Source organism: Dehalobacter sp. MCB1 (genome assembly GCF_003590275.1).
GTDB lineage: Bacteria > Bacillota > Desulfitobacteriia > Desulfitobacteriales > Syntrophobotulaceae > Dehalobacter.
Genome location: NZ_LXPC01000008.1, coordinates 165,913 through 190,720 on the forward strand (window position 1 = coordinate 165,913; position 24,808 = coordinate 190,720).

At 46.2% G+C, this 24,808-nt stretch carries 23 protein-coding genes, 1 riboswitch and 1 other annotated feature; of the genes, 16 read left to right on the plus strand and 7 right to left on the minus strand.

Features of this window, described 5'->3' with window-relative positions:
- Positions 1–32 precede the first annotated feature (32 nt).
- From trpS to lysA, 4 genes are all read left to right on the plus strand, one after another.
- Positions 33–1,007 carry a tryptophan--tRNA ligase gene (gene trpS, locus A7K50_RS05160; RefSeq protein ID WP_026156304.1) on the plus strand — a complete coding sequence of 325 codons (975 nt, stop codon included), beginning with the start codon at positions 33–35 and terminating at the stop codon, positions 1,005–1,007.
- Positions 1,007–1,783 carry a segregation/condensation protein A gene (locus A7K50_RS05165; protein ID WP_020491605.1) on the plus strand — a complete coding sequence of 259 codons (777 nt, stop codon included), beginning with the start codon at positions 1,007–1,009 and terminating at the stop codon, positions 1,781–1,783. The genes trpS and A7K50_RS05165 overlap by 1 nt, the downstream gene beginning before the upstream one ends.
- Positions 1,783–2,349 (plus strand): SMC-Scp complex subunit ScpB, encoded by a 567-nt coding sequence (scpB, locus tag A7K50_RS05170; RefSeq protein ID WP_034382176.1) that lies wholly within the window; start codon positions 1,783–1,785, stop codon positions 2,347–2,349. The genes A7K50_RS05165 and scpB overlap by 1 nt, the downstream gene beginning before the upstream one ends.
- Before the next feature lie 121 nt (positions 2,350–2,470).
- Positions 2,471–2,641, plus strand: a riboswitch (Lysine riboswitch).
- Positions 2,642–2,806: 165 nt separating this feature from the next.
- Positions 2,807–4,060 carry a diaminopimelate decarboxylase gene (lysA, locus tag A7K50_RS05175; protein ID WP_119774893.1) on the plus strand — a complete coding sequence of 418 codons (1,254 nt, stop codon included), beginning with the start codon at positions 2,807–2,809 and terminating at the stop codon, positions 4,058–4,060.
- Here lysA and A7K50_RS05180 read toward each other — a convergent pair.
- The 3 genes from A7K50_RS05180 to A7K50_RS05190 are packed head-to-tail and all read right to left on the minus strand — an operon-like array spanning position 4,053 to position 6,019.
- On the minus strand, positions 4,053–4,868 hold the full coding sequence (locus A7K50_RS05180) for a YihY/virulence factor BrkB family protein (protein ID WP_119774894.1): 816 nt from the start codon (positions 4,866–4,868) through the stop codon (positions 4,053–4,055). The genes lysA and A7K50_RS05180 overlap by 8 nt on opposite strands.
- A 49-nt stretch (positions 4,869–4,917) precedes the next feature.
- The gene (locus A7K50_RS05185) at positions 4,918–5,298 is read right to left on the minus strand and encodes a DUF4363 family protein (protein ID WP_119774895.1); all 381 of its coding nucleotides are present in this window, start codon (positions 5,296–5,298) and stop codon (positions 4,918–4,920) included.
- Between the two features lie 37 nt (positions 5,299–5,335).
- Positions 5,336–6,019, minus strand: coding sequence for a DUF421 domain-containing protein (locus tag A7K50_RS05190; RefSeq protein WP_119774896.1), 684 nt, complete (start codon positions 6,017–6,019; stop codon positions 5,336–5,338).
- 226 nt (positions 6,020–6,245) lie between these two features.
- Between A7K50_RS05190 and A7K50_RS05195 the strand changes: the two genes are divergently transcribed.
- Together A7K50_RS05195 and A7K50_RS05200 are read left to right on the plus strand one after the other, a co-directional pair.
- Positions 6,246–7,352, plus strand: a complete 1,107-nt coding sequence (locus tag A7K50_RS05195) for a ParM/StbA family protein (protein ID WP_119774897.1) — start codon at positions 6,246–6,248, stop codon at positions 7,350–7,352.
- Positions 7,352–7,861 (plus strand): hypothetical protein, encoded by a 510-nt coding sequence (locus A7K50_RS05200; protein WP_119774898.1) that lies wholly within the window; start codon positions 7,352–7,354, stop codon positions 7,859–7,861. The genes A7K50_RS05195 and A7K50_RS05200 overlap by 1 nt, the downstream gene beginning before the upstream one ends.
- A 224-nt stretch (positions 7,862–8,085) precedes the next feature.
- Here A7K50_RS05200 and asnB read toward each other — a convergent pair whose 3' ends face one another.
- The gene (asnB, locus tag A7K50_RS05205; RefSeq protein ID WP_119774899.1) at positions 8,086–9,921 is read right to left on the minus strand and encodes an asparagine synthase (glutamine-hydrolyzing); all 1,836 of its coding nucleotides are present in this window, start codon (positions 9,919–9,921) and stop codon (positions 8,086–8,088) included.
- A gap of 155 nt (positions 9,922–10,076) precedes the next feature.
- Positions 10,077–10,323, plus strand: a binding site (T-box leader).
- Positions 10,324–10,424: 101 nt separating this feature from the next.
- On the opposite strand from asnB, the gene A7K50_RS05210 reads away from it, so the two are divergent.
- Genes A7K50_RS05210 through A7K50_RS05240 form a run of 7 tightly spaced genes read left to right on the plus strand, consistent with a single transcriptional unit; the run spans position 10,425 to position 18,207 of the window.
- Entirely contained in the window at positions 10,425–12,632 is a 2,208-nt protein-coding gene (locus tag A7K50_RS05210; RefSeq protein WP_119774900.1) for an anthranilate synthase component I, read from the plus strand.
- On the plus strand, positions 12,625–13,557 hold the full coding sequence (locus A7K50_RS05215; protein ID WP_119774901.1) for an aldolase catalytic domain-containing protein: 933 nt from the start codon (positions 12,625–12,627) through the stop codon (positions 13,555–13,557). The genes A7K50_RS05210 and A7K50_RS05215 overlap by 8 nt, the downstream gene beginning before the upstream one ends.
- Positions 13,554–14,807 carry a tryptophan synthase subunit beta gene (trpB, locus tag A7K50_RS05220; RefSeq protein WP_119774902.1) on the plus strand — a complete coding sequence of 418 codons (1,254 nt, stop codon included), beginning with the start codon at positions 13,554–13,556 and terminating at the stop codon, positions 14,805–14,807. Before A7K50_RS05215 ends, trpB begins: the two co-directional genes overlap by 4 nt.
- Positions 14,797–15,579 (plus strand): tryptophan synthase subunit alpha, encoded by a 783-nt coding sequence (trpA, locus tag A7K50_RS05225; protein ID WP_119774903.1) that lies wholly within the window; start codon positions 14,797–14,799, stop codon positions 15,577–15,579. The genes trpB and trpA overlap by 11 nt, the downstream gene beginning before the upstream one ends.
- A complete protein-coding gene (gene trpD / locus A7K50_RS05230) occupies positions 15,580–16,602 on the plus strand; it encodes an anthranilate phosphoribosyltransferase (RefSeq protein ID WP_119774904.1) in 1,023 nt (340 codons plus the stop codon).
- A complete protein-coding gene (trpC, locus tag A7K50_RS05235) occupies positions 16,603–17,466 on the plus strand; it encodes an indole-3-glycerol phosphate synthase TrpC (protein ID WP_119774905.1) in 864 nt (287 codons plus the stop codon).
- Positions 17,467–17,499: 33 nt separating this feature from the next.
- Positions 17,500–18,207, plus strand: a complete 708-nt coding sequence (locus tag A7K50_RS05240) for a phosphoribosylanthranilate isomerase (protein ID WP_243103650.1) — start codon at positions 17,500–17,502, stop codon at positions 18,205–18,207.
- 89 nt (positions 18,208–18,296) lie between these two features.
- On the opposite strand, the gene A7K50_RS05245 is transcribed toward A7K50_RS05240, so the two are convergent.
- Positions 18,297–18,941, minus strand: a complete 645-nt coding sequence (locus A7K50_RS05245) for a YidC/Oxa1 family membrane protein insertase (protein WP_243103656.1) — start codon at positions 18,939–18,941, stop codon at positions 18,297–18,299.
- A gap of 592 nt (positions 18,942–19,533) precedes the next feature.
- Between A7K50_RS05245 and A7K50_RS05255 the strand changes: the two genes are divergently transcribed.
- A complete protein-coding gene (locus A7K50_RS05255) occupies positions 19,534–20,214 on the plus strand; it encodes an ElyC/SanA/YdcF family protein (RefSeq protein ID WP_119774908.1) in 681 nt (226 codons plus the stop codon).
- Positions 20,215–20,257: 43 nt separating this feature from the next.
- On the opposite strand, the gene A7K50_RS05260 is transcribed toward A7K50_RS05255, so the two are convergent.
- Both A7K50_RS05260 and A7K50_RS05265 read right to left on the minus strand, forming a co-directional pair.
- A complete protein-coding gene (locus tag A7K50_RS05260; RefSeq protein WP_119774909.1) occupies positions 20,258–21,532 on the minus strand; it encodes a polysaccharide deacetylase family protein in 1,275 nt (424 codons plus the stop codon).
- Between the two features lie 61 nt (positions 21,533–21,593).
- Complete coding sequence (locus A7K50_RS05265; protein ID WP_243103651.1) at positions 21,594–22,751, minus strand: glycosyltransferase; 1,158 nt, start codon at positions 22,749–22,751, stop codon at positions 21,594–21,596.
- Positions 22,752–23,070: 319 nt separating this feature from the next.
- Between A7K50_RS05265 and A7K50_RS05270 the strand changes: the two genes are divergently transcribed.
- Together A7K50_RS05270 and A7K50_RS05275 are read left to right on the plus strand one after the other, a co-directional pair.
- Entirely contained in the window at positions 23,071–23,658 is a 588-nt protein-coding gene (locus tag A7K50_RS05270) for a hypothetical protein (RefSeq protein WP_243103652.1), read from the plus strand.
- A 154-nt stretch (positions 23,659–23,812) separates the two neighbouring features.
- Positions 23,813–24,733 carry an ADP-ribosylglycohydrolase family protein gene (locus tag A7K50_RS05275; protein WP_119774911.1) on the plus strand — a complete coding sequence of 307 codons (921 nt, stop codon included), beginning with the start codon at positions 23,813–23,815 and terminating at the stop codon, positions 24,731–24,733.
- Positions 24,734–24,808 lie beyond the last annotated feature (75 nt).

Sequence of the window (24,808 nt, forward strand, 5' to 3'; positions counted from 1 at the left end):
GAATGTGTCAATTGCTGAAGGGGGAAATGACTTTGAGAAACAGAATTTTTAGCGGGATGCGGCCGACAGGCTCGCTGCACATAGGACATTTAAGCGTTCTGCAAAACTGGGCCGCGCTTCAGGATGAATATGAATGCTATTTTGGTATTGTCGACTGGCATGCGCTGACCACGAGTTATGAAGATAAACTTGATCTTAAGGCCTTAATCAGGGAAATGGCGCTGGACTGGCTGAGTGTTGGAATCGACCCTGAAAAGAGCGCGGTGTTCATTCAATCCCAGGTCAAGGAACATGCGGAACTTCACCTTTTGTTCTCCATGTTCACGCCGATTTCGTGGCTGGAAAGAGTGCCGACGTATAAGGATCAGCTCCAGCAGCTCGGAAATGAAGGCAAAGATCTGCATACGTATGGTTTTCTCGGTTATCCTTTGCTGCAGGCGGCGGATATTCTCGTCTACAAGGCCAAAGCCGTTCCGGTAGGAGAAGACCAGATTCCACATATCGAACTTTGCCGGGAAGTCGGACGCCGCTTTAATTACCTGTATGGGAACGTTTTTCCCGAGCCACAGGCCCTTATCGGCAAAGTACCGCTGCTGCCGGGTGTCGACGGACGAAAAATGAGCAAAAGCTATAACAACGCGATCTCGCTTACAGCCTCAACAGAAGAAATCAATGTCAGGGTCAAACAGATGATCACGGACCCCGAGCGCCTCCGTAAGGATGATCCGGGACATCCGGAAGTCTGTGTGGTTTCCAAATTCCATCGTATCTACACGCCGGATGTGAACCGGGTCGAAGAAGAATGCCGTGCCGGAAAAATCGGCTGTGTTGCCTGTAAGAAGTATCTGGCCGAGAATATCGATAAAGTCCTTGCCCCTTACCGGGAAAGAAGATTATTCTGGGATGAAGATGGCAAGGTTGAAAAAGTACTGCAGGAGGGCGCAGAAAAGGCCGGAATTACCGCTGCAGCAACGATGGCGGAAGTCCGCTCGGCGCTGGGGATCTGATGGATGATGCTCTAAAACATGCACCGTATGTCGAAATCCCGAATTTTCAAGGTCCTCTGGATTTGCTCCTTCATCTGATCCAGGAGCATAAACTTGATATTTACGATATTCCCATCGCGCTTATTGCCGATCAATTCATCGCGACTGTCCGCCAAATGGAAGCGCTGGATATGGAAGTGACTTCGGAATTTCTGGTGCTGGCGGCCCATTTGTTGTACCTGAAATCACGCCAACTTCTGCCAAAACCGCAAAAGACCGAAGAGGAACTGCTGCTGGAAGAAGAGATGAAAAAGGACCTTGTGGAAAGACTTGTTACCTACAGGGCTTTTAAAAGTATTGCCTCGTTTTTGAACGCTAGGGAGGAAACGCAGGGCAGCAAGTATTTCCGGGAAATCGATCTGGAAGAGATCCTTTCTAGGATCCCACCACCGAACCCTTTACAGGGCATTGTCATGGAGGATTTGTTCAAAGCGTTCCAATCGGTTCTGGAGCGAGTTGAAAAAGGTGAGGATATCCAGTATGTGCAGGTCGAGGAAATCCCTGTGGAGATGATGACGAGTGACATCATGCGCAGAATGATCCTGCATCCCAGAGGGTTGAAGTTTAGTCAGCTTCTAAGATATGGGTCGAGAGTAGAAATTGTGGTAGCCTTTATTGCTTTGCTTGAACTGCTGAAAGAAGGAAAAGTCAGGGCGGAGCAAGGCGAGGAGGCCAATGAAATATTTTTAGTCCCAACTGAAAAAGCTTGGGACTTTCGAAATGAGGAATCAGGATGATGCTGTTTCAGGATACGGAGATTGCGGCGCTGGAAGCTTTGCTTTTTGTGGCCAAAGAACCTTTATGCATGATGAAAATTGCAGAATTATTGGAGATACCTGCCGACCATGTACCTGAATTTCTGCAGGTCCTGAGGGACAGATATGAAGATTCTGCGAGCGGTTTGGAGCTTATTGAGCTGGAACAAGGCTTCCGGCTTGGAACAAAGCCTGAACTTGCCGGCTATATCGAAGTTTTATACAAACAGCCTTCTCAGGTGCTATCGAATGCAGCGCTGGAAGTCCTGTCGATTATTGCTTACAAGCAGCCGATTACCCGCGGCGAAATTGATTTTATCCGCGGCGTTCAATCTGACAGGGCGTTGGCCACGCTGGTGGAAAGAGGACTGGTTAAAGACTTAGGACGGAAAGAAGGTCCAGGACGGCCGATCCTTTACGGGACAACCGAAGATTTTCTTATCCACTTTGGCCTGAAATCTATTCAGGATCTCCCGCCGCTGGAGCATACGGCAGAAGAGGAAGAAGCTTCAACGTATTTTGAGGAAGAACAATCAGAAAATGTCTAATCAGATTGAAAATATTCCAATCTGTTAGTCAAGCGTGTAGACGGCCAGATAGGAATTGTTTTTTATCGTAAGTTGTCTTTTTCTGTCGGATGTGCTAAAATAATTGAGCAAATTGAATATTTTTAGGGATAGAGGCGCAGTGCTTAAGAGTAATTATTCCGAGATGCCAGTCCATGACGAATAAAGAAAGGAAACACTGCCGAAGCCGGATGATGGCCAAGTGTCCGGCTGGGTTTATACTGAAAGAGTATAAAACTGTCATTCTGGAACGGAATGAAGCGCTATTCGGGACCTTTCAGATTACCGGTGTTTAATATGCCGGTAAAATAGGATTTTTCAGGTTTACGGGTAGTGTCCGTAAACCTTTTTAGTGTATCAGAAATACGCCAAGTGCTTTCTGATACGTCGAATTTCAGCTTAGGCTGCTGCCAATTTACCGTTAGAGGAGAGATACGACATGTCGAATAAATCGCTGCCTTTTTCCAGTCAGGAAATTGAAAGGATTGCCCAGGAGTATGGAACACCTTTTCATATTTATGATGAAAAAGCAATCCGAAAGAACGTGCGCAGGCTTCAGGCTGCCTTTGCTTGGAATCCAGGCTTTAAGGAATATTTTGCCGTAAAAGCCACACCGAATCCGTATATCTTAAAGATTTTAGCCGAAGAGGGCACCGGTGCGGACTGCAGTTCTCTTCCGGAACTTATTCTGGCCGAGAAGGCCGGGTTGAAAGGAGAAAACATTGTATTCTCCTCGAATGATACGCCGGCAGCCGAATTCCGTAAGGCCAAGGATCTTGGAGCGATCATCAATCTGGACGATATTACGCACATTGACTTTCTGAGCAGGGAAGCCGGAATACCTGAAATGATCTCTTTCCGCTATAACCCCGGTCCACTGCGCGAAGGCAATACGATTATCGGAAAACCCGAAGATGCCAAATATGGACTGACAAGAGAGCAGCTTTTTGAAGCATATGCCAAAGCAAGAGTTCTTGGCGCCGAAAGATTCGGTATTCATACCATGGTGATTTCCAATGAGCTGGATCCGGAGTTTTTTGTAGAGACGGCCCGGATGATGTTTGAACTTGCAGTGGAACTGAAAGAAAAGCTCGGTGTCCGGATTGAAATCATTAACCTTGGTGGTGGAATCGGAATTCCTTACAGGCTTGGTCAGGATCCTGTAGATCTGGAATATGTCGGAAAAAGGATCAAGCAGGTTTATGAACAAATGATTGTTCCGGCCGGACTGGATCCGCTAAAGGTAGCCATGGAATGCGGACGGATGATCACAGGTCCCTATGGCTATTTGGTCGCCAGAGTGCTTCACAAAAAAGAAATCTACAAGAATTACATCGGACTCGATGCGAGCATGTCTGATTTGATGCGTCCGGGGATTTACGGCGCGTACCATCATATCACAGTCGTTGGAAAAGAACAGATGGTTCCGGATCATCAGTATGATGTCACCGGAGGACTTTGTGAAAACAACGATAAATTTGCCATCGACAGGATTTTGCCCAAAATGAATATCGGAGATCTCGTGGTGATTCATGATACGGGTGCGCACGGGCATGCTATGGGATTTAATTATAACGGTAAACTCAGATCAAAAGAACTTCTTCTGAAACCTGACGGCCAGGTTGAGATGATCAGAAGAGCCGAAACCATTGAGGATTATTTTGCAACGCTGGATTTTTCCGGGCTTAATTAACCCTGTCAATGAACGTAGCATTCAGCGCACTGCCGAGCAGCAGTATAACACAGCTCCAGTACAGCCACAACAGAAGAAGGATGATGCCTGCAATGCTTCCGTAGGCCAGTGTATAGCTGTTGAAGTGATTCACGTAATAGGCAAAAGCCAGCGAAATAATAATCCATCCGCCTGCGGAAAATAACGAGCCAGTAAAATAACTCCGGATCGGATATTTGTTGTGGGTCGCGATGATATTCAACAGGATGAAGATCATAATCAGAAAAATAAACTGGATAAGCAGGCGAAGGTTCTGCCAGATGAGTGGAAAGATATTGTCCGGCCCTAAAAGATAGACAAAGAAAATGGTCAGTTTTTGGCCGAAGATTAATACCAGGAATGAACCGACAATAGCCAGCGCAACGATAACAAAAAAAAGCAAGGCTGAAAGTTTTAAACGAAAAAACGACCAGGTTTCCTGAAGACCGTAAGCTTTGCCGGCTCCTCTCATCAAGGCGTTGATGCCATTCAAAGATGCCCACAAAGCCCCAATCATGCTTAAGACAAGCAAAGCAGGGCTGCTGCGGACGCTGAAGACCTCATTGACAATGGTTTCAACCATTTGGAAGGTTTCTGTAGGCAGCAGGAACTTAAAACTGCCGAAAAACTCAGCATTGCTGATGTTCAGAAAACCGACCAGGGTCAGAAGAAAAATAACAAACGGGAAAAACGACAGGATGATGTAGTAGGCAACCTGTCCGCTAAGCGCAAATAACTCATTGATGGAGATAATCCGGATATACTTCCGGAAAAAGCTACGCCAGTTCATATATGTCAGCCCCGCAGTTTTTTACGACCTACCTGATCCTGTTTAACCTTTATAAAATGTTGTTGAGCTTCAGCGTTTCAGATTTTGGGACCTCCTGTAACAGGAAAATCAGGGTATTCAATTCAGCCATGGAATGGCTTTTTTCTTTATATCTAACGTATTGGGAAAGGCGTTTGTAGGAAATTTCGATATTGTTCAGGATACCATGATTAAGAAATATGGACCACCAATCGTGCAGTTTGGTCCAATGATCATAGGTTTGCTGTATCTTTAAGGAGGCTTCGTCCCATTGGTCAGAGGCAACCAGAAGCTCAATCTGATCCAGATTATCCAGAACAGCGCTGGAAGTAGAATCGATTCTGTCGGCCACCCATAAGGTCGATCCGATTAGAATTAGGAAACCCAAGATGATGGTAAGCGTCGAACGCATTCTGTCTCCTCCTTCCCCGAAGGGAATGCTTGTTGAATTATTTCTTAGGGTTTGCTTTTTGCTGAATATAGAGCTTACGTTCGGAGTTGATGCTCGCAAAAAATACACTCTTCATATCCGGGACATTTGCTTTGGCTAGTTCCTTATTCAGCCATTGAATATTTACACCTGATTTCTCTAGATTCTTGTGCTGGAGCTTACCGTCCATAATTAGGGATAAAGGCAGGCCTTCAGACGTTACCTGCAGCTTCAAGTCCTGTGGATTTACAGGACGTTTGCCTGTCTTAGGGATCACACTGAGCTGACCATTGGTCTCTAAAATCGCGTATTCGACGTCGGCGATATTCGGAAGATTTTTGACCCGCAGCTGTTCGAGCAGATCACTAAGATTATAACGAAGTTTTCGGAGCTCTGCTTCGAGGATTTGCCCCTTATTGATCAGAATCGTTGGTGTACCGCAGATAATTCCGCGGGCTTTTTCACTCTTTAAAGCGATCTCCGAAATGGCCAAACCAAGCAGAAGCAGGATCAGGACCGGAAACAAGCCTGCTACCAGTGGAATACCTGAATCCTGGCTCGGGATAACGGCAAGTTCGGAAATCATCAAAATAATGACAAGCTCAAAAGGCTGGAGCTGACCAATTTGTCTTTTGCCCATGACTCTTAAGACAAGAACAATAATCAGATAAAGAATAATTGTTCGTACAATACCGATCAACAATTAGTTATGCTCCTTTCGTGCCAATATCCCTATTAATTTTTTCCCTGTTCAGGCAATTTATTCTCAATTTCCTGAAGTAATGATGAAAATACCATGCGGTTACCAAAAAAATCAAAAAAATGCATCGTATAAAATCTTCCCAAGAACTTTGTTTTGATATACAATGAATAGAATGATAGAATTATTTTGGAAATTCATATTTCTTGTAGAATAAGGAGGAAAGCACGTGTTCGAAAACGACATACTGGTTGCCGGTGCAGATCCTGGTTTTGGCGCCATAAAGCTCGATATTGGCGATACGAAGATATTATTTCCTGCAGTTATCTGTAATGGTAATGAGAGAATTTTCTCAACCTTGGGCAGAACTGAGCTTCAAAAAGGGTCGGATATTGATAAACAAATCGCTTCTCTTGATGTCATTGTCAGAAATAATTCCAGCGGTGTCGAACGGCATTATTTTATGGGAAGCCTGGCTGAAAGTCTGAACCCCAAAGAAGCGCATTATTGTTGGGATGAAGATAAATCTACAGATGAAGAAGCGATGTCTCTGCTGATCGTTGGCTTAGCTTTAGCCCAGCCATACCCCAAAACGAACATCTATCTCGGAACCGGGGTGCCTGTCAAATTTTATGCTTCTCTGAAAGACAAATACGAGGCAGAATTAAAGGGTTCTTTTTCTGTCTCTTTTCTGTCCGGTCCATTCAAGGGACAAACGCGCAGTATGAACATTCTCCGTTCAAGAGTGCTGCCGCAAAGTTACGGTGTATTTATCAAGGAAACACTGACTGAAGACGGCAAACCGACCAATCCGAAGCTTTTGGGCGGTTATGTCGTAGTTATCGATCCTGGCTTCAGGACGACGGATATTGCCACATTTTACGATGGCATTATGCTTGATCCGCCGAATTCATTCAGCATCGAGAAGGGGCTGCAATGGGCGTATGCCGGCGTAGCTGAAAAGCTCAAAGAAATGACCATGAACCATACCAACCCGATCGAGACGGATGACAAGGAACTTGATAAAATTTTCAGAGTGAATAAAGGATTATATCCGTGGAACAACGGAGCCATAGACCTTAATCCTGTCATGAAAAAGATGCTGTCCCAGCTGGCCGCTGATATTTCCAGGGAGATTATGAAGACATTGAAACCGATGGCCGGCAGGATTCATACAGTTCTTGTCGCCGGGAAAGTCGGGGAAATGGTCTTTGAATATTTGAATTTGGAAAATAAGGTCTTGATTGATGATCCTCAGTTTGGGAATGCAGCAGGTTTCCGGATTATGGCCGCAAACCTGGTCAATAATCTTACCAGGAAAGTAAATGTTGAATAATGAAAACAACAGGTCATCTTGTACTTTATATTTCTGAAAATGAAGATTTTGAGCTCTGGAGGGTTCTTTCCCAGATCCCTCCGGAGGAACGGTCTGCTTTTGTCAAAAATGCCCTGAAAACGGCGATTGTTCAAAACAATGAAGCCCGGAATTCTCAGGATCATGGCGCAAGGCAAAATAACGTTCTGCGGCTTGATAAAAGTGCCGGTCAAAGCCCGGTCATGCATGAGGTCGCCATGGAGGAACTGGGCTACAGCACGATTGCTGCTGCGGATGAAAAAGTCATGCGGCCGTTAATGGACGGTATTCCTCAGAGTAGGGGAAATCCCAGACCTGAGGTGGATTTTGATCTCGTACGCATGGAAGAATTGCTGCGGACCGGTGAGACCAGGCCCAAGACCTCACTGCCTGGGCTTGACTTCCTGCTTACGAATGTCATCGGTGAAGAGGATGATGAAAAAGTAATTGAATTTGTAAGAAAAAGCCAAACTGCCTCGGCGGAGGAATAAAGCGAATATTCTCCGCGGGGCAGTTAATTATTTTGTTAACACAATATTTGGGGTTACGTCATGTAGCCTAACCGCTCTTCGGCTGTTGTGCCCTCCCTGGCACAAACAGCCGCGCTTCGCCATCCGGGCTACGCTTGGCCGCGGATAGGCTACATGACGTTAAATTTTGCGTATATTAAGCGATCCTATGCCGAATACGGGATTTGTATAATTTCCGCTAAAGATCAGATGATACTAATCTTATATTTTTTAAACCAGAAATCCAGCTGCAGCAAAAAGGCAAAAAGTCTCGGTGTATCCATCAGCTGACCGAACCACGGTTGATTGGCGTCGAACGATGGGTTGGCCAGTAAGTTCTGAAGCTGTTTTTTATTCACTAAATCTTGCAATGGTGAGGCGGAGTCTTCCAGAACCGTACGGAGCCTGCCTGTGACCATTTCCAGGAATTGCGGATGATGGGTTTTGGGGTAGGGGCTTTTGCGCCGCCATAGAACATCTTCAGGAAGGATGCCTTCCAGGGCGGTCCGCAAAAGGCCTTTTTCGCGGTTTTGCCAGTACTTCATTTCCCACGGAATATTCCAGACATATTCAACAATCCGGTGGTCACAGAAAGGTACGCGGACTTCAAGGCCGCAGGCCATCGTCATTCTGTCTTTGCGGTCAAGCAGAGTGGGCATGAAGCGAGTCAAAGTCAGGTAACTGATCCGTTTATCGCTATTTTCTTTGGCGTTCCCCGAAATAGGGACTTCTGAAACAGCTTCCTGGTAACGCTCTCTTACATAGTCTAAAGGTGCTAGGATCCGAAGAATTTCCGGGGATAGGATCTGGAGGCGGGCTTGAAGGTTGGTAGACCAAGGAAAGGTATCTGCGTTTTTAAGATCATTCCGGTGAAACCATGGATATCCGCCAAAAACTTCATCGGCGCATTCCCCGGAAAGTCCGACCGTTACAGATTCTTTGATTTTCCGGCTGAACAGGAGCAGCGAAGAATCAACATCGGCCATGCCGGGCAGATCCCTGGCTGCGGCAGCGTCTGTTAAGGTCTCAACCACTTCTGCAGTATCCAGGAAAAGATCATGGTGGTCGGTATGGAAACAATTGGCCATTTTATGCACCCAAGGAGCATCCGGGTCCGGCTGGTAGTCATTTGCTCGAAAATATTTGTCGTTGGCGATGTAGTCAATCGAGAATGTAGGGAGGGTTTTCCCTTCAGCCTGATACTTCTTGGCAGCAATAGCCGTGATGATACTCGAATCCAGACCTCCGGACAATAAAGTCCCGAGCGGAACATCGGAGACAAGCTGACGGGAAATCGCATCGATGACCAGCTCGCGGACATGGTGAACCGTTGTCCGGATATCATCTGTATGAGGTTTACTCTCGAGCTGCCAGTAGGGCCACTGTCTGATTCCCTCATACTTAACAAGCATCGCGTATCCCGGTTTTAGTTCACAAATGTTCTTAATCACACCAAAACCGGGGGTCCTGGCCGGGGCAATCATCAAAAGTTCGGCGAGTCCTTCGTGGTCGATGACTGCGGGGATGTCCGGATGGGCAAGTAAAGCCTTCAGCTCTGAAGCGAAAATAAACGACGGGTATTTGTGATAATAAAACAGCGGTTTTACGCCCATCCTGTCCCGGGCCAAAAAAAGGGTTTTTTTCCGGCAGTCCCAGATTGCAAACGCGAAAATACCATTGAGTTTCTGAACACAATCCACGCCCCATTCCAGATAAGACAGAAGCAGGACTTCCGTATCGGAATGTCCTTGAAAGGAATATCCTTTCACTGAGAGAGCCTGGCGGATTTCCTCTGTGTTATAGAGTTCCCCGTTATAAGTAATCGTATAGGCCCAGCCGCCGCGCCAGCGGGTCATGGGTTGTTTGCCTCCTTCAATGTCCACAACCGCCAGTCTGCTGTGGCCCAAAGCAATTTCGGGATAAAGCCATTTCCCGCAGGCGTCAGGACCGCGGGGAGTAAGGGTCTCAACCATTTTATCAATGACAGGGCCGGATTCGGAAAGGTCCCGTGTCCAGTCCAGCCAGCCTGTAATTCCGCACAAGGCTGTTCACTCCTTAAGTAATGAAATGATGATAATGAATATCATCTCATACTATATATATGACCGGCATCATTGGATGTTTCAAAATATTTTTCGTGAATTCACTTGCCAAATAAAAAGCCTATGTATATAATGATTTACAACAAATGCATAGCTTGAAAACGAAGATTGAGAATAGTAATCATGAACGGAACATTTCAGAGAGCCGCAGGTTGGTGTGATTGCGGCAGGAAAGTTTATGATGAATGGCCTCATGAGTACGACCCGAAATCATAGAAAGTAGGCGTCGTCGGGAATCCTGCCCGTTATCATCAGGACGTGTATGATTGTACATGATTGAGCGGGTATAGTAATATACCAATTTGGGTGGTACCGCAGGAGATTGAGCCTCTTGTCCCTTTTATCAGGGATAAGGGGTTTTTTGACGTTTTTGGGAGACCTGGCCTTTACCAAGGATGGCAAAGAGCGGTGTTCTACAGTAAGCGCGAGGGAGATTAACGAATATGAATACTTCAAAAAAATCTTATTTCACCAGTGGCGGACTTCTGATTCATTCCGTAACGGAAGAGGTTGATAAGTCTTATCGTGAAAAAATTATTACGGGGTTGAATGATGTCCAAGGCGCTTATTTTTGCAGCAGTTTTGAATATCCTGGCAGGTATACCCGCTGGGACATCGGATTTATCCATCCTCCGATCGAGATTCGGACATTTGGCCGAAATATTGAAATAACGGCGTTGGATCAAAAAGGACTGGTCCTGCTGGAATTTATCTATGACGTTCTGCTGCGGGAAGCATACCTGGAAACACTGGCCCGCGAGCAGTACAAAATAACGGGCAGGGTTGCCGTCAGTCAGGAATTTTTTCCGGAAGAGCAAAGAAGCAGGCAAAAATCCGTTTTTTCTGTGGTCCGCAGCCTTCTGGAAGCGTTTTATTCAGATCTAGATGCTTTTCTGGGGCTCTATGGAAGCTTCGGTTATGATCTGATCTTTCAGTTTGAAAGCATCGACCTGAAAAGACCGCGGGATGAAGCGCAGGCCGATATGGTCTTGTTTATCCCTGATGAAATCTTTGTCATCGACCATCAGAAGGACGACTGTTTCCGCACCAGGTATGACTTTGAATTCAATGGCCTTTCCAGTCTTGGTCGGGCTAAAAAAAATCTGTCAACAGCTGGAAAAATGCCAAACCACATTCAGACGACGCAGAAGGAAGTACCAAACGATACCGAAGGACGATATGCGGAAAAAGTCCGGATAGCCAAAGATTATTTTAAACGCGGTGATTTATTTGAGGTCGTTCCGTCCCATACCTTTTACCGCGCTTGTAAAATCCAGCCATCAGAAATTTTTCAAAATTTAAAAAAGATTAATCCAAGTCCGTACGGCTTTCTGATTCATCTTGGCGATGAGCACCTGATTGGCTCCTCGCCGGAAATGTTTGTCAGAGTCGAAGGCAAGAGAATCGAGACCTGTCCGATCTCCGGTACAATTCCAAGAGGCCGGGACGCATTTGAAGATGCCGAAAGGATCCGTCAGCTGCTGAACTCGCACAAAGATGAGTCTGAACTTACGATGTGCACGGACGTTGACCGCAACGACAAATCAAGGATCTGTGTACCCGGTACGGTTAAGGTGCTGGGAAGGCGCCAGATTGAGATGTATTCGCATCTGATCCATACCGTGGATCATGTGGAGGGGATTCTGGCCGACGGCTATGACGCCCTGGATGCTTTCATGACGCATATGTGGGCCGTAACCGTGACGGGGGCTCCCAAAAAAGCCGCCGTCCAATGGATTGAAGACCATGAGGAATCCAATCGTCTGTGGTACGGCGGGGCAGTCGGCATCCTCAGTTTTGACGGCCGGACGAATACAGGACTCACGCTCAGAACCATCCACTTAAAAGACGGGACCGCCGGGGTCAGAGTCGGAGCGACGCTGCTGTATGATTCCATTCCTGAAGAGGAAGAAAAGGAAACGGTTGTAAAGGCCGAAGCCCTTCTCAAAGTATTGGGTGATACGAACGCCGATATCACAGCAAATACGGAAGAGCTGCCCACAGTCTGTCCACTGCGGCAAGAAAACACTGCTGATCCTTTGCAGGTACCTTTGCAGATACCTTTGCAGGTACTGCTCGTTGATCATGAAGATTCCTTTGTACACACACTGGCCGGTTATTTCCGTAAAGCCGGCTGCCAGGTGGTCACGATGCGGCACCAACTGGCCAGAGAAGCCTTAAAGAAAGAACGGTACGATTTGGTCGTACTGTCCCCGGGCCCGGGTAAACCGTCGGATTTTAAACTCCGGGAAACGATCGGGCGCTGTCTGGACAAAGGAATTCCTCTTTTTGGGGTATGCCTGGGATTGCAGGGAATTGTCGAATATTTTGACGGAAAGCTTGGCGTATTGGACGTACCAGTTCACGGCAAACAATCGGCATTAAAAATATCTCCGGGATCAGTAATCTTTCAAAATTTGGCCAATCTAAGAGTAGGCAGATACCATTCGCTGTTTGCCGAAAAAGTACCGCCGGAACTTGAGATTACGGCTTGGACTGAAGACGGCGTCGTGATGGCCGTCGAAAACAAAGACAAAACCATTCTGGCAGTCCAGTTCCACCCCGAATCCATCATGTCGATGGAGGAGGATCAAGGATTCCGGATTATCACCAACATTTTGCCTAAACGAGGAGGTGCCTGTTGTGCGTAAGCTGACAATTCTGGACTGTACGCTCAGAGACGGAGGACTGACCAACAATTTTCAGTTTCCGGAACTGTATATGAAAGACCATATCCAGAGAATCTCCGAAGCGAAAGTTGATTATCTTGAGCTGGGGTATAAAACGGATCCCGCGTTTTGCGACCGAACAGCCTACGGCAAACTTAAATTCTGTGATGACAATGAAATACGTGACCTCATTGCTGGAATTCCGAATCTTCCTAAACTGGCTTTTATGGTGGATGTCGGCAGATTTGACCGGCGATCGGTTGAAAATGCTTCAGTTTCACCGTTCGCCATGGGTCGGGTTGCCTGCTATTTAGATCAGATTGAAGAGGCCGTCGAAGATGTCCGCTTTCTGCAAAATAAAGGCTATGAGACAACCTTAAATATTATGGCGATTTCCAGAGAAAACATCTCGGAAATTGTTTGCGGCTTACGAAAAATAAAAACGCAAATCCCTGCAGAGGCAGTCTATGTGGTAGACAGCTACGGAGCCCTTTATCCGGACGATGTCAAGAAGCTGGTATCGCTGTATAAGAAAGAATTAGACGGCATGAATGTAGGAATTCATGTGCACAACAATATGCAGCTGGCCTTTTCCAACACCATAACAGCGATTGAAAGCGGCGCGAGCTTCCTTGATGCGAGTGTCAACGGAATGGGCAGGGGAGCGGGCAACTGTCCGCTGGAATGTCTTTTGCCGTATGCCGGCAAAGACCATTATGATTTAAAGCCAGTGCTCGCGCTGATTAATGATTACTACATCCATGATGGTGACGAACGTTCTTGGGGGTACTGCCCCAAACAGCTCTTAACGGGGATTTTCAACCAGCATCCTGTCTATAGTATCCAGGGGGCAGGCGAAGATCTGATCCGAATTTATGATCATTTTCAAAGTGAGGTACAGGTATGAAGAACGAAATGGTTAACTATCTTGGAGAAAATGGCTATTTTGGCGTCTACGGCGGACGATTCGTCCCGGAGATCCTGATACCGGCTGTCGACGAACTGAATCAGGCTTTTCAGGAAATATTACGGGACGAGGATTTTTATAAGCAATACTATAATCTCCTGATGGATTTTTCAGGCAGGCCGACGCCGCTGACGTATGCCGAAGGGCTTAGTGCGTATTTTGGCAAAGCCAAAATCTATATAAAACGGGAAGATTTGAATCATTCCGGCGCTCATAAAATCAATAACGTGCTCGGGCAGGGCCTGCTCATGAAAAAGTTAGGCAAGACCAGAGTCATTGCAGAGACCGGCGCAGGTCAGCACGGAGTGGCAACGGCGATCATGGCAGCCAAAATGGGATTTCAGGCGACGATCTATATGGGTGCAGAAGATGCAGAGCGGCAGTACGCCAATGTCTTCTGGATGAAACAGCTCGGCGCTGAAGTTGTTCCCGTTACCACTGGGACGGCAACCCTCAAGGATGCTATTAACGAGGCGCTGCGCGACTGGGCAGGAAATTTTGACCATACGCATTATGCCCTTGGCACGGCGTGCGGACCAAGGCCCTTCCCGGAGATGGTCACTTTCTTTCAGTCCGTAATCAGTAAAGAAATGAAAAAACAAATCAACGATATCTCCGGCAAAAACCCAGACCGGATCTATGCCTGCCTGGGCGGAGGGTCCAATGCAATGGGCGCTTTTGTGGAATTCCTGCAAGAGCCTGGCGTAGAACTCATTGCGGTCGAAGCAGGCGGAAAAGGCGAAGCTTCCGGAAAGCATGCTTCGCGCATCGCATATGCCAAAGCCAAAACCGGTGTCTGTCAGGGCTACAAGACATTGTTTCTCCAGGATGATGACGGACAAATGCTGGATACCTGGAGCATTTCAGCAGGGCTTGATTATGTCGGCGTATCGCCAATCCTGGCGCATCTGGCGGAAACCAAGAGGGTCCGGGTTATGGCAGCCACAGATGCCGAAGTCATTGAGGCCTTTAAACTGATCATTGGCAAGGAAGGGCTGATACCGGCACTTGAATCCACCCATGCTTTCGTCGGACTTTTCAGGGAGATTGCTGACACCCAAGCGGACGATGTGATCGTTGTCAATATGTCCGGCCGGGGAGACAAGGATATTTTCAATATAGGGGAAGCATTGCAGGACGAAGGCTGGAAAGCATTTGTCACAGAAAGAGGTAAAGCCTATGCGGATTGAAAAACAAATCGAGGCTGCGAGAAGTGAGAAGAAAATACTGGTGATGACGCATCAAATTATTGGTTATCCTGATTTTGACGCCAATGAAAAAGCGATCGAATGCTTTTATAACAACGGTGTCGACCTGATCGAACTGCAAATACCTTTTTCTGACCCGATTGCCGACGGCCCCGTATTCACCAAGTCCAACCAGGCTGTATTAGAAAAAGGGATTAAAGTCAGCGACTGCCTGAAGTTTATTGAGAGAATGGCATGCAAATACCCGATCCCGTTCCTGGTCATGACGTATTATAACATTCTGTATCAATACGGCGTCAAAGCATTTATTGACAAGTGCAAAGAGATCGGTGTCCAGGGAACCATCGTGCCGGATGCGCCGCTTGATGAGGCCGGGGCCTACTACGATTATTCCCGCCAACAGGGATTGGCGGCAGTAAGTATCGCTACACCCTATTCCGATCCGAAACGACTGCAGGAGATCGCAGATATCGGGAGCGGATTCATCTATTACGTTCCCCGCAAAGGGGTAACCGGCAGTAAAACAACTTTTGACGCTGAGATTCTGGACGGAATCCAAAAAGCAAAGAACGAGACCGGCAAAACAATTGCCGTAGGTTTCGGGATTCAAGGCCCGGAAGATGTAGCCCGTTTAATCGGGACTGCCGATATTGCGATCATCGGCAGCAAGATCCAGCAGGTGCTGGAGACTGAAGGTCTGCCCGGTCTGGAACAGTTCTTACGTGACATTGCGCGTATTAACAAGGAGGAATGAATGATGGGAATGGAGACAGCTTTAAAAAAACTTTCCAATAGAGAAAATCTCAGTGCTCAGCTGGCCTATGATTCTATGACGGAAATTATGAGCGGTGAAGCCAGTGAAATCTCCATGGCGGCCTTTTTAACGGCGCTCCGCCTAAAAGGAGAGACCATTGAAGAGATTTACGGGACAAGTAAGGTGATGCGGGAAAAAGCCCTCAAAGTCGAGTGTGCATCAGAAAATCTGGTGGACACCTGCGGAACAGGCGGGGATGGCGCCCACACGTTCAATATTTCCACGACGGCAATGTTCGTTGCTGCCAGCAATGGTGTGAAAATTGCCAAGCATGGCAACCGGAGCATTACCAGCAAGAGCGGGGCCGCCGATGTTTTGGAAGCGTTGGGGGTCGAGATAGCGCTGACACCGGAAGCAATCGGGAAGTGTATCGACCAGGTCGGCCTTGGTTTTATGTTCGCCCCCCATTTCCATGCTTCAATGAAATATGCGATGCCGGTGCGTAAAGCACTTGGCTTTAAAACCATCTTTAATATTCTCGGGCCATTAGCCAATCCGGCCGCAGCCCCAAGACAGCTGATCGGCGTTTACGACAAAAGTCTTGTGCCTGTGGCTGCAGAAGTACTGAACAGACATCAAGCTGTCCACGCGATTATTGTTCACGGCAGTGACGGTCTCGACGAAATCACCCTGACAGGGCCGTCTTACGCAGCAGAACTCAAGGACGGAAAGGTAACCGAGTTTGTTATCCACCCTGAAGACTATGGTTTTGCCCTTTGTACGCGTGAAGACCTTGTTGGCGGGACACCGCAGGAAAACGCGCGGATCACCCGGGATATTCTGGCAGGGGGTCAGGGCCCCAAAGCTGACATCGTCATCCTGAATGCCGGAGCTGCTATTTATATTGGAGGTAAAGCCGCAAGTTTGCAGGAGGGGATCGGGATGGCCAGGGCTACTGTACGGGAAAAGAAAGCGCTGAAGGTTCTTAACGAGTTTATCGCTGTGACTGGGAAGGGGATATAAATGATCCTCGATCAAATCGTAGAGGCCAAAATAAAACGGCTTTCCGAACAGAAGAAAAACCTTCCCATCGAAGAGCTCATAAAAATGCTAACGATAAAGCTAAAAATTAGTGATGATCGTGATACACTTAAGCATGTTGTCAACGTGGAACGGCCTGCAGGCGTGTTTGCTTCAGCCCTGACTGCGGGACGCCGGAACAAAGATAAACCAGGGATTTCTATAATCGCGGAAGTCAAGAAGGCTTCTCCATCCAAAGGAATCCTGGCTTCGGACTTCGATTATCTGCAAATAGCCAGCATGTATGAACAGCTGGGGGCTGCGGCAATCTCCGTCTTAACAGAGCAGGATTACTTTCTTGGGAGTCCGGATTATCTGGGGAAGATTAGAGAATCCGTTAAGATTCCGCTGCTGCGCAAGGATTTTATGATTGACCCCTATCAGATTTACGAAGCAAAGATTTTGGGGGCGGATGCTATTCTGCTCATCGTAAAAATATTGGATGACCGCCAGTTGAAAGAATTTCTGGGAATAGCTGAACAGATCGGTCTGGATTGTCTTGTGGAAGTGCATGATGAAGCAGAAGCTGAAAGGGCCATGGCAGCAGGAGCCGGCATTATCGGCATCAATAACCGGAACCTTGAAACGTTCGAGGTGGATTTGAACCACAGCCGCAGAATCGGTGCCATGATCCCGGATCATCTGATCAAGGTCTCCGAAAGCGGGATTCATACGGGCGAGGATATCCTGACGGCGCAAGCATGGGGATTTGATGCTGTTCTGGTCGGAGAGGCTTTCATGAAGGCAGGCAGCATTGAACAAAAATTTGCTGAGTTTGTCAGGGTGGAGGCGAACAACTTCATTTAACACATGATTTAGGAGTTGAAATAAACGGAGGGGATGGAAGACAACGTGATAGGTATCTATGCCGGGCGGATGCCCAAAGTCAAAATTTGCGGGGTCCGCACGCTGGAGGATGTTGGAACAATCAATGAGCTGAAACCGGATTTTGCCGGATTTGTGCTTGCCCCGAGCAAAAGGCAGGTCCCGCTCAGCGAACTGAAAACGCTGATCGCCTTTTTAGACAAAAAGATCATCCCGGTCGGGGTTTTCGTCAACCAGGACCCGAATATCTTGCTGCGCGCTGTGGAAGCCGGCCTGCAAATCCTACAGCTTCATGGTGATGAGTCACCGGCATATATACGTCAATTACATGCGATGATTCTAAATAAATATCAGGATTATCGTCAAGTAACGATCTGGAAAGCTGTCAGGGTTGGAGACGCGGACCGGACAGAGCTGAACCTGGAAGCGTATCAGGGTTTGGTTGACGGTTTTGTGTACGATAAATATGATCCTAAGGCTTATGGCGGTACTGGAGAGCGTTTTAACTGGAATCTTTTGCAAAGATGTCAGAGCGGCCAACACGATAAAAACAAAGGCCGGGATATTCCAATGATCCTGGCCGGAGGCTTAAATGAAGAGAATGTTGTGTCGGCGGTTTCCTTATTCCATCCGTATTGCCTGGACGTCAGCAGCAGTGTCGAGACGGAGGGACGGAAAGATCCAGATAAAATCAAAAGGTTTATGGAACGTATCCGTGCTTAACATGCCGTTAGATAAAAAGCTCTAATAAAATAGGGTTAGATAGGTGAAGAGGACGCCGCGAAACTAAGTTTTCAGGGCGTCCTCTTTGCTTAAAGTCTTTGGACCATCTCTTCCGGAGAAGGGATATTTAAATATTTTCGCTGGATAGGGCCGAGACGAAAGATCTGGACCTCAACAAACCGAAGAACCGAGTTGGCAATCCAGTAAGCGCTCAGGGCAACAGGGGCTTTCCACAGAAAAACGACGCCAATAACAACCGGGAATATAAACATCAGTAAATTTTTGTTTTCTGCTGTAAATACACTCAGCGTCTGAAGCAGACCGGCAATAACCGGCAAAATATGAAGATGGTCTGCCACATGGAGATCGGATACCCATGGAATAAGAATACTGCCGATGGGTACGCTCAGATGTGTAACAGCGGCGTACAGGGAGAAAAAAACCGGGGCCTGGATAATAAGTGATGCAAACGTAAACAGCGGATTAATTTTATATTTGGATGCAATTTTCATTGATTCTTCATTTACTTTTTTAATCTGATTGTGAAATTTTTTAGATAAAATTGTTCTGGCTTTGGTCAAATTCACGGTTAATAATTGTACTTTTTGCTGTTTTATTGACAAAGGAAATAACAACAGTTTTATCCCTAAGGTAATCAGAGTAATAGCGATGAACCAGTCACCTGTTAAATTTACAAGCAACGTTAATAACTGGGAAAAGGCTGAACTAACCATATACACTTTAACATCATCCTCCAATGTTTTATGATGGCTAAAACAAGGAGGCTTGAGTAAGGTGAGTCATCATCGGGGCCGGCCTTTTTAATTTTTCTCCTAAAGATCAAATACTTCTTTACCTGAAGATTTTTGGGAGATGAAGAGCCGGTCAGGCAACTGGGGCGATAAGGATCCGCATATTTGACATTGCTGAAAGAAGAATGCAATTGTTTGCTTGCGGCCCAGGAGACAGCTAAGATTAATGTAAGCTGAACGATTAGAATAACCAGGATACTGCTGTCAAATTGCATTTTATCACCCCCAAGAAACTAGATTTATTATATAATTAGCTACAGGAGATAGCAAGAAGTATAAGCTTAAGGCAGTAAAGCTTACTTAAACATAGAAACGCTAGTACCATGTCAACCCTAAAACTGTAATATAATGGGGAGCAGATTTCTTTTCCACGGATGGACAAATATCGCGGATGCCATGGATGGCATAGGAGCGACAAGACAACGCAGTATTAACAGAAATCTGCCGCCAGGATATATAGATTTATGGTTGACATGGTACTAGGTAAATATGAAAGCTTAGGTAGGGATATGAAATGAAGAAACGTTTGCGAATTCGGATAAAGTATCTGATTGGTTGCCTGCTGGCGATTACAGTGATTCTCTTTGGTTCTATGCTGATGATTAATCACTATGTGGAGCAGGTTGGTACAAAATACATCAGCGATATGGATCATGTACCTAAGGCTGACGCGATCCTAGTGTTAGGTGCCTATGTATTCCCGGATGGAACCGCTTCATCCATGCTTGCCGACCGCTTGACTGTCGGTTATGAGCTTTACCAGGAAGGCAAGGCCCCCAAAATTCTTGTGAGCGGTGATCATGGACGGACAGATTATGATGAAGTTAATGCCATGAAGAGTTTCCTGAAGGAGAAAGGGGTCGCGGGTCAGAATATTTTTATGGATCACGCCGGTTTTAGTACATATGAAAGCCTATACAGAGCGAGGGATATTTTTCTTGTAAAAAAGGTAATTATCGTTACGCAGGAATATCATTTAAAACGGGCAGTCTTTGTTGCCAGGTCTTTAGGGCTTGAAGCTTATGGTGTTGCCTCAGACCGGCATGATTACGGACAGGCAATGGCCTACTATCAGCTCAGGGAACTTTTAGCCCGAAATAAAGATTTCTTATGGGCTAAAATGATTAAGCCCAAGCCGACCTATTTAGGTGATGTCATACCGGTATTTGGAGATGGCGGAGCTACTGACGATTAAATAACTGGAGAGTGAAGGGAACAGAATTATTCAATGAAAAAAGTCATCCTTGCGTGGATGACTTTTTTGTCAGGTATTTCTCAAGCAGAGCGTCTTTACTGATCCAGACGACTTTGGGCTTTGTTCCAAGTTTTTCTGTATCTTTTTTCGCGGACGGGTTATAGACCCGGTAAACGATTTTTTGCATGAAACCAATGAATCCGGCATTACCATTCGTATATTCAGTAACGTTAAACCCAAGGCCTTTGACACCACGGTTGATGAGTGTAATACCGAGGAACGCCTTGATATCTTTATAATTAGGGTTCAGGGAAATATAGCGTGCCAGAACAGGCAGGGAGAGCCTGGCCTGTTTTAAAGCGTTATAGCCGATTTTTTGAATATTCGTGCCAAGCCCCCGGAAACGGGTATTGTCAAGGTGGATCTCCCCGACCATATCACCTGCTGAGGCAATTAATTCACCGTTTTCATTAAACAAGTCAGGTCCATGGTAACGGGTAAGGCCCAGGCGGAAGATATTACGTTCGTCGATTCTGGTAATCTGTTTGCAGCGCGCGTAAAAAAGCTCCCATTTCTCCCAAACGCGGAAACCAATTCTTCTCGGCAGTGACCAGTCGGGAAGCTGAAGCGGAACGAGCGGCAGCTTAAGTTCTTTTTGTATTTCGATGACCAGTGGTTTTAAAGCAGCTAAGGTATTTTCAGGAGCGCCCTTATCGCCGCCGCTGTCATGAAGCAGGATAATTGTACCTTCTTTGGTTCGGTGGGTTATTCTTTGCACAATACGGTGCGGAGTTCTTTCGATGTGCCAGTCTCTGCCGTCGGCGCTCCAGCTAATCAGCTTTTTGCCTTTAAAATGGCACCAAAATAAAAGGGAAAGGTTAACCCCTCCCCAGGGAGCTCTGACATAGACGGGTTCCTGACCGGTCAGACGGTGCATTTCCTCCATCGCTTTATTCCACAAGTTCCAGGTCTTTAGCGGGGGCATCAGCCAGGCGTGCCGGTGACGGTAACCGTGACTGCCGACGGTATGACCGTGGTCTAGGATGCTCTTGACAAGTTCCGGCTGTTTTTCAGCCTTTTCAGCAACCAGAAAAAAACAGGCCCGAACGTTTTGCTCGGCTAATACTGCCAGGAACTTCGGGGTGTATCTGGGATCGGGTCCGTCATCAAACGTTAAGGTGACACCTGGAGAATAATGACGTTTCCAGGAACCAATACCGAAAAAATGCACAAATAGTTCGGGAATAAGAGCATAGACCGCAAAGACTGCAAAGAGTGAGATTGCGACGATAAAGACGCACAGCAAGGTTGTGGACACTGCAGATTCACTTCCCTTAAGTTGACTTTAAGTTTTATCCGAATCCTTGAGGTTCGCGAAATCAGCTCGGGACTTGGGAAATATTGACCGTTTCTTTGTAGATCTGGGGCTTTACGGATTGACCTAAGGCTAGTTCCAAGATTTTTTCCCAGGCATGGTTCTCTATTTCCGATAAGTAGCTGTCAACGCGGTTTTGCCAAAGCATCTGTTCGTTTTGATCTCTAAAAAAGGCATCTAACTGTTTGGCGACCGGGTAATTTAAATCTAAATCATAGATCAATTTTTTTTCGCTGAGATAATTCTTATTGATTTGTTCCTGCCCCGGAAGTGCGGAATGGACAAAAATTGGCAGTTTTTTATGAAGCGTCTCACTGATGGTTACGCCGCCGGGTTTGGTAATAATGGCATCGGCCTCGTCATACAGTGCGTTGAGGGTTTCCCTGGATGAAATATAGGACAGGGGCTTTAAATTAGGCAGTTTCAGGGAGTGAATATCTTTATACAGTTTCTTGTTTTTGCCGCATAGCAGGGAAAAAGTGTAGGATTTCTCTTTTTTACCCGGCAGGCTGTAAAGCAAATGTTCGATATCACCGAGACCGCCGCTTCCGCCGGAAATCAGAATATGGTAAGGAAGCGGTGTTTTGGAGGTTGTTCGAGGCAGGAAGCAGTCATCAACAGGAATACCCGTCACAAATATTTTAGACGGATCAATGTTATTCTGGGAGATTAATTGCGCCTTAATATGTTGATCAGGGACAAAATGGTAATCTATGTATTCTGTTCCCCAAAGCTTATTCACAAAGAAATCAGTGTAGACATTGATTACGGGCGCAGTTGTGATACCGGAATTTTTAAGCCTGTCGATTAAGAAGGAAGGGAAAGCCTGGGTACATACGATCAAATCAGGCTGTTCTTCTTGCAGCAGGCTATTCATTTTGTCAAGGAATTTATATTCATACCAGTTAAAGTGCTTGGTTGATTTGGTCGGGTACACAAAGTTCCGGTAAATCCAGACGAAGGTTTGGGGAGAATGGTCGATCCAGGTCAGGTAAGTTAACCGGAATGCTTTCTCCAGCCGTTTGTCCGCATAACTGAAGAAATCTATCTTTGAGCATTTAAGATTACTGATTCGGTTTTCTAAGGAACGAATCATTGCATCGGCTACGGTATGATGACCCGTAGGGATTTGAAGGAACGGAAGAAAAAGTATCCGCATCATAACTTCCCCTTTCCAGCAACCTATTATTGTCCAAAGATAATTGAAGGCAGCTATACATTTATAATTTTACTTTTTAATAGTGGTTTTTGTAAACCTAGTTTTTCCATTTATTTTTATATATATTCTTAAACAGAGCGAAGCTAGTACCTTGTTAATCCTAAAATTATAAAGATGTAGGGCTGACGTCGTACCGGCCTGAGAGAAATAAAACATATCAATGAAAAGATAATAATATATTAAAATGAAAAAATTGCATTCTGCATTTCGTTTAGATTTCTGTGAACCTGCAAATAATGATTTTGTTTAACGATAGCTGGGAGTGTGCAAATTGGCAAAGAAAAAAAATAAACTAATCAGTTATTCCAATATGATTGCCACTGTTGGGACAGCCATACTTGCCGTCACGGCACTGATCACCGTCTACATCACGGTGTCTGCCTGGAACGAGGAGAGAGAAGCCAACCGTCCGTACTTTACGTTCAAGGATTCTCCCGAAGTGGTATTAAGAGAGTCACCTGAATTTGAGATGGTTTTTACCAATGTCGGAGAGCATCCTGCCGTTAGTCTTTGGAGCAAGTCTATTGTTTTTCAGGCCGGCTTAAAGGAAAAACCGGTCACAATTGACGAATATGCGCTCGTCAATGATATTCCAAAAAATGCTTCGGCCACCTTACTGATTAGTCTCGAAGGCATCAACAAACAAAAGACATTGAAAGATGTGCCTCCCTATTTCTTTGTCATTGTTTTGAGATATGAAGACCCGATCATCAATGAGAGCTTTGAACAAACGCTATATATCAAATGGAATGGTATGAAAGGCGGGGAAATCCTCACAACCAACCATACGGAAGAAGCCGAGAAGGAACAAATCATTCAGTATTTTAAACAAAATAGAATTAATTTATAGATAGCGTGAATGCAAATAATCTGGAGTATTAAGTCACTGTTTATTTGAAATTCGGATAGTTCATTTTGGAATGAAAGTGTTATGATAACGGTATAGCAATTAATGGCTGCAACCTCAACAAGAAGTTGCGCGATTTGGATAAGGGGAAAACAAAATGGCAGATCTTGTTTCCAGGGCAAGGGGAGCGATGTTCGGGGTGGCAGCCGGGGATGCGCTTGGGGCAACCCTTGAATTTATGAGCCGCGAAGAAATTGTTCATACCTATGGCCGACACCGGGATATGACCGGCGGGGGATTCTGGAGATTGGCGCCCGGAGAAATTACCGATGATACAGAAATGACCCTTGCGGCAGCCAAGGGGATTCTTGAAGACCCCGCAGACCCGGTAAAGGCTGTTGCCCGGAATTTCCGGGAATGGGCCCGGCAGGAGCCCAAATGTATCGGAAATATCTGCCGGATGGTTCTGCAGGAAGGAATCCGGACAGAAACGGATAATGAACAGGAATGGCTGCAAATCGCTGAGAACGCCCATCGACTCAGCGGCGGGAAAAGCGGCGGCAATGGTTCGCTGATGAGAACGGTCCCGGTGGTCATTGCCTATTATAATAACCTGGCGAAAATGATGGATATGGCGGCAAGATTATCGGCTCTGACTCATTATGATCCACTGGCAGGAGCTTGTGTGGTTTTTTATTGTAAAATTGTCAGGGAATTGCTTTTAGGAGAAGATCTCCGCATTGTGCTGGAAAAGGCCCAGACGGATGCTCCATTTGCGCTGAAAATGAACTTAAGTACGGATCAAATGAAAACAAACGGTTACGTTGTCCATACATTGGAAACGGCCTTAAACTGTGTCTTTCAGACTAATTCTCTGGAAGAAGCGCTGGTAATGGCCGTAAACCTCGGAGGAGACGCGGATACGATCGGCGCAGTAACCGGCGGGATGGCCGGAGCCTGCTACGGCATAGAGAATATACCGTCCAGGTGGCTGGAGAAGCTCTCGCGAAGAGATGAACTCTTAGTGCTGACGGACAGGCTGCTTGCTATTGACAGGGGGCCGAAAATAGGTATTTGAAATTTCTTAGAAATCTACTATACTAAGATAATATAAGTGTTTAGGATAATATAAGTGTTTTCGTAGGGGGTTACT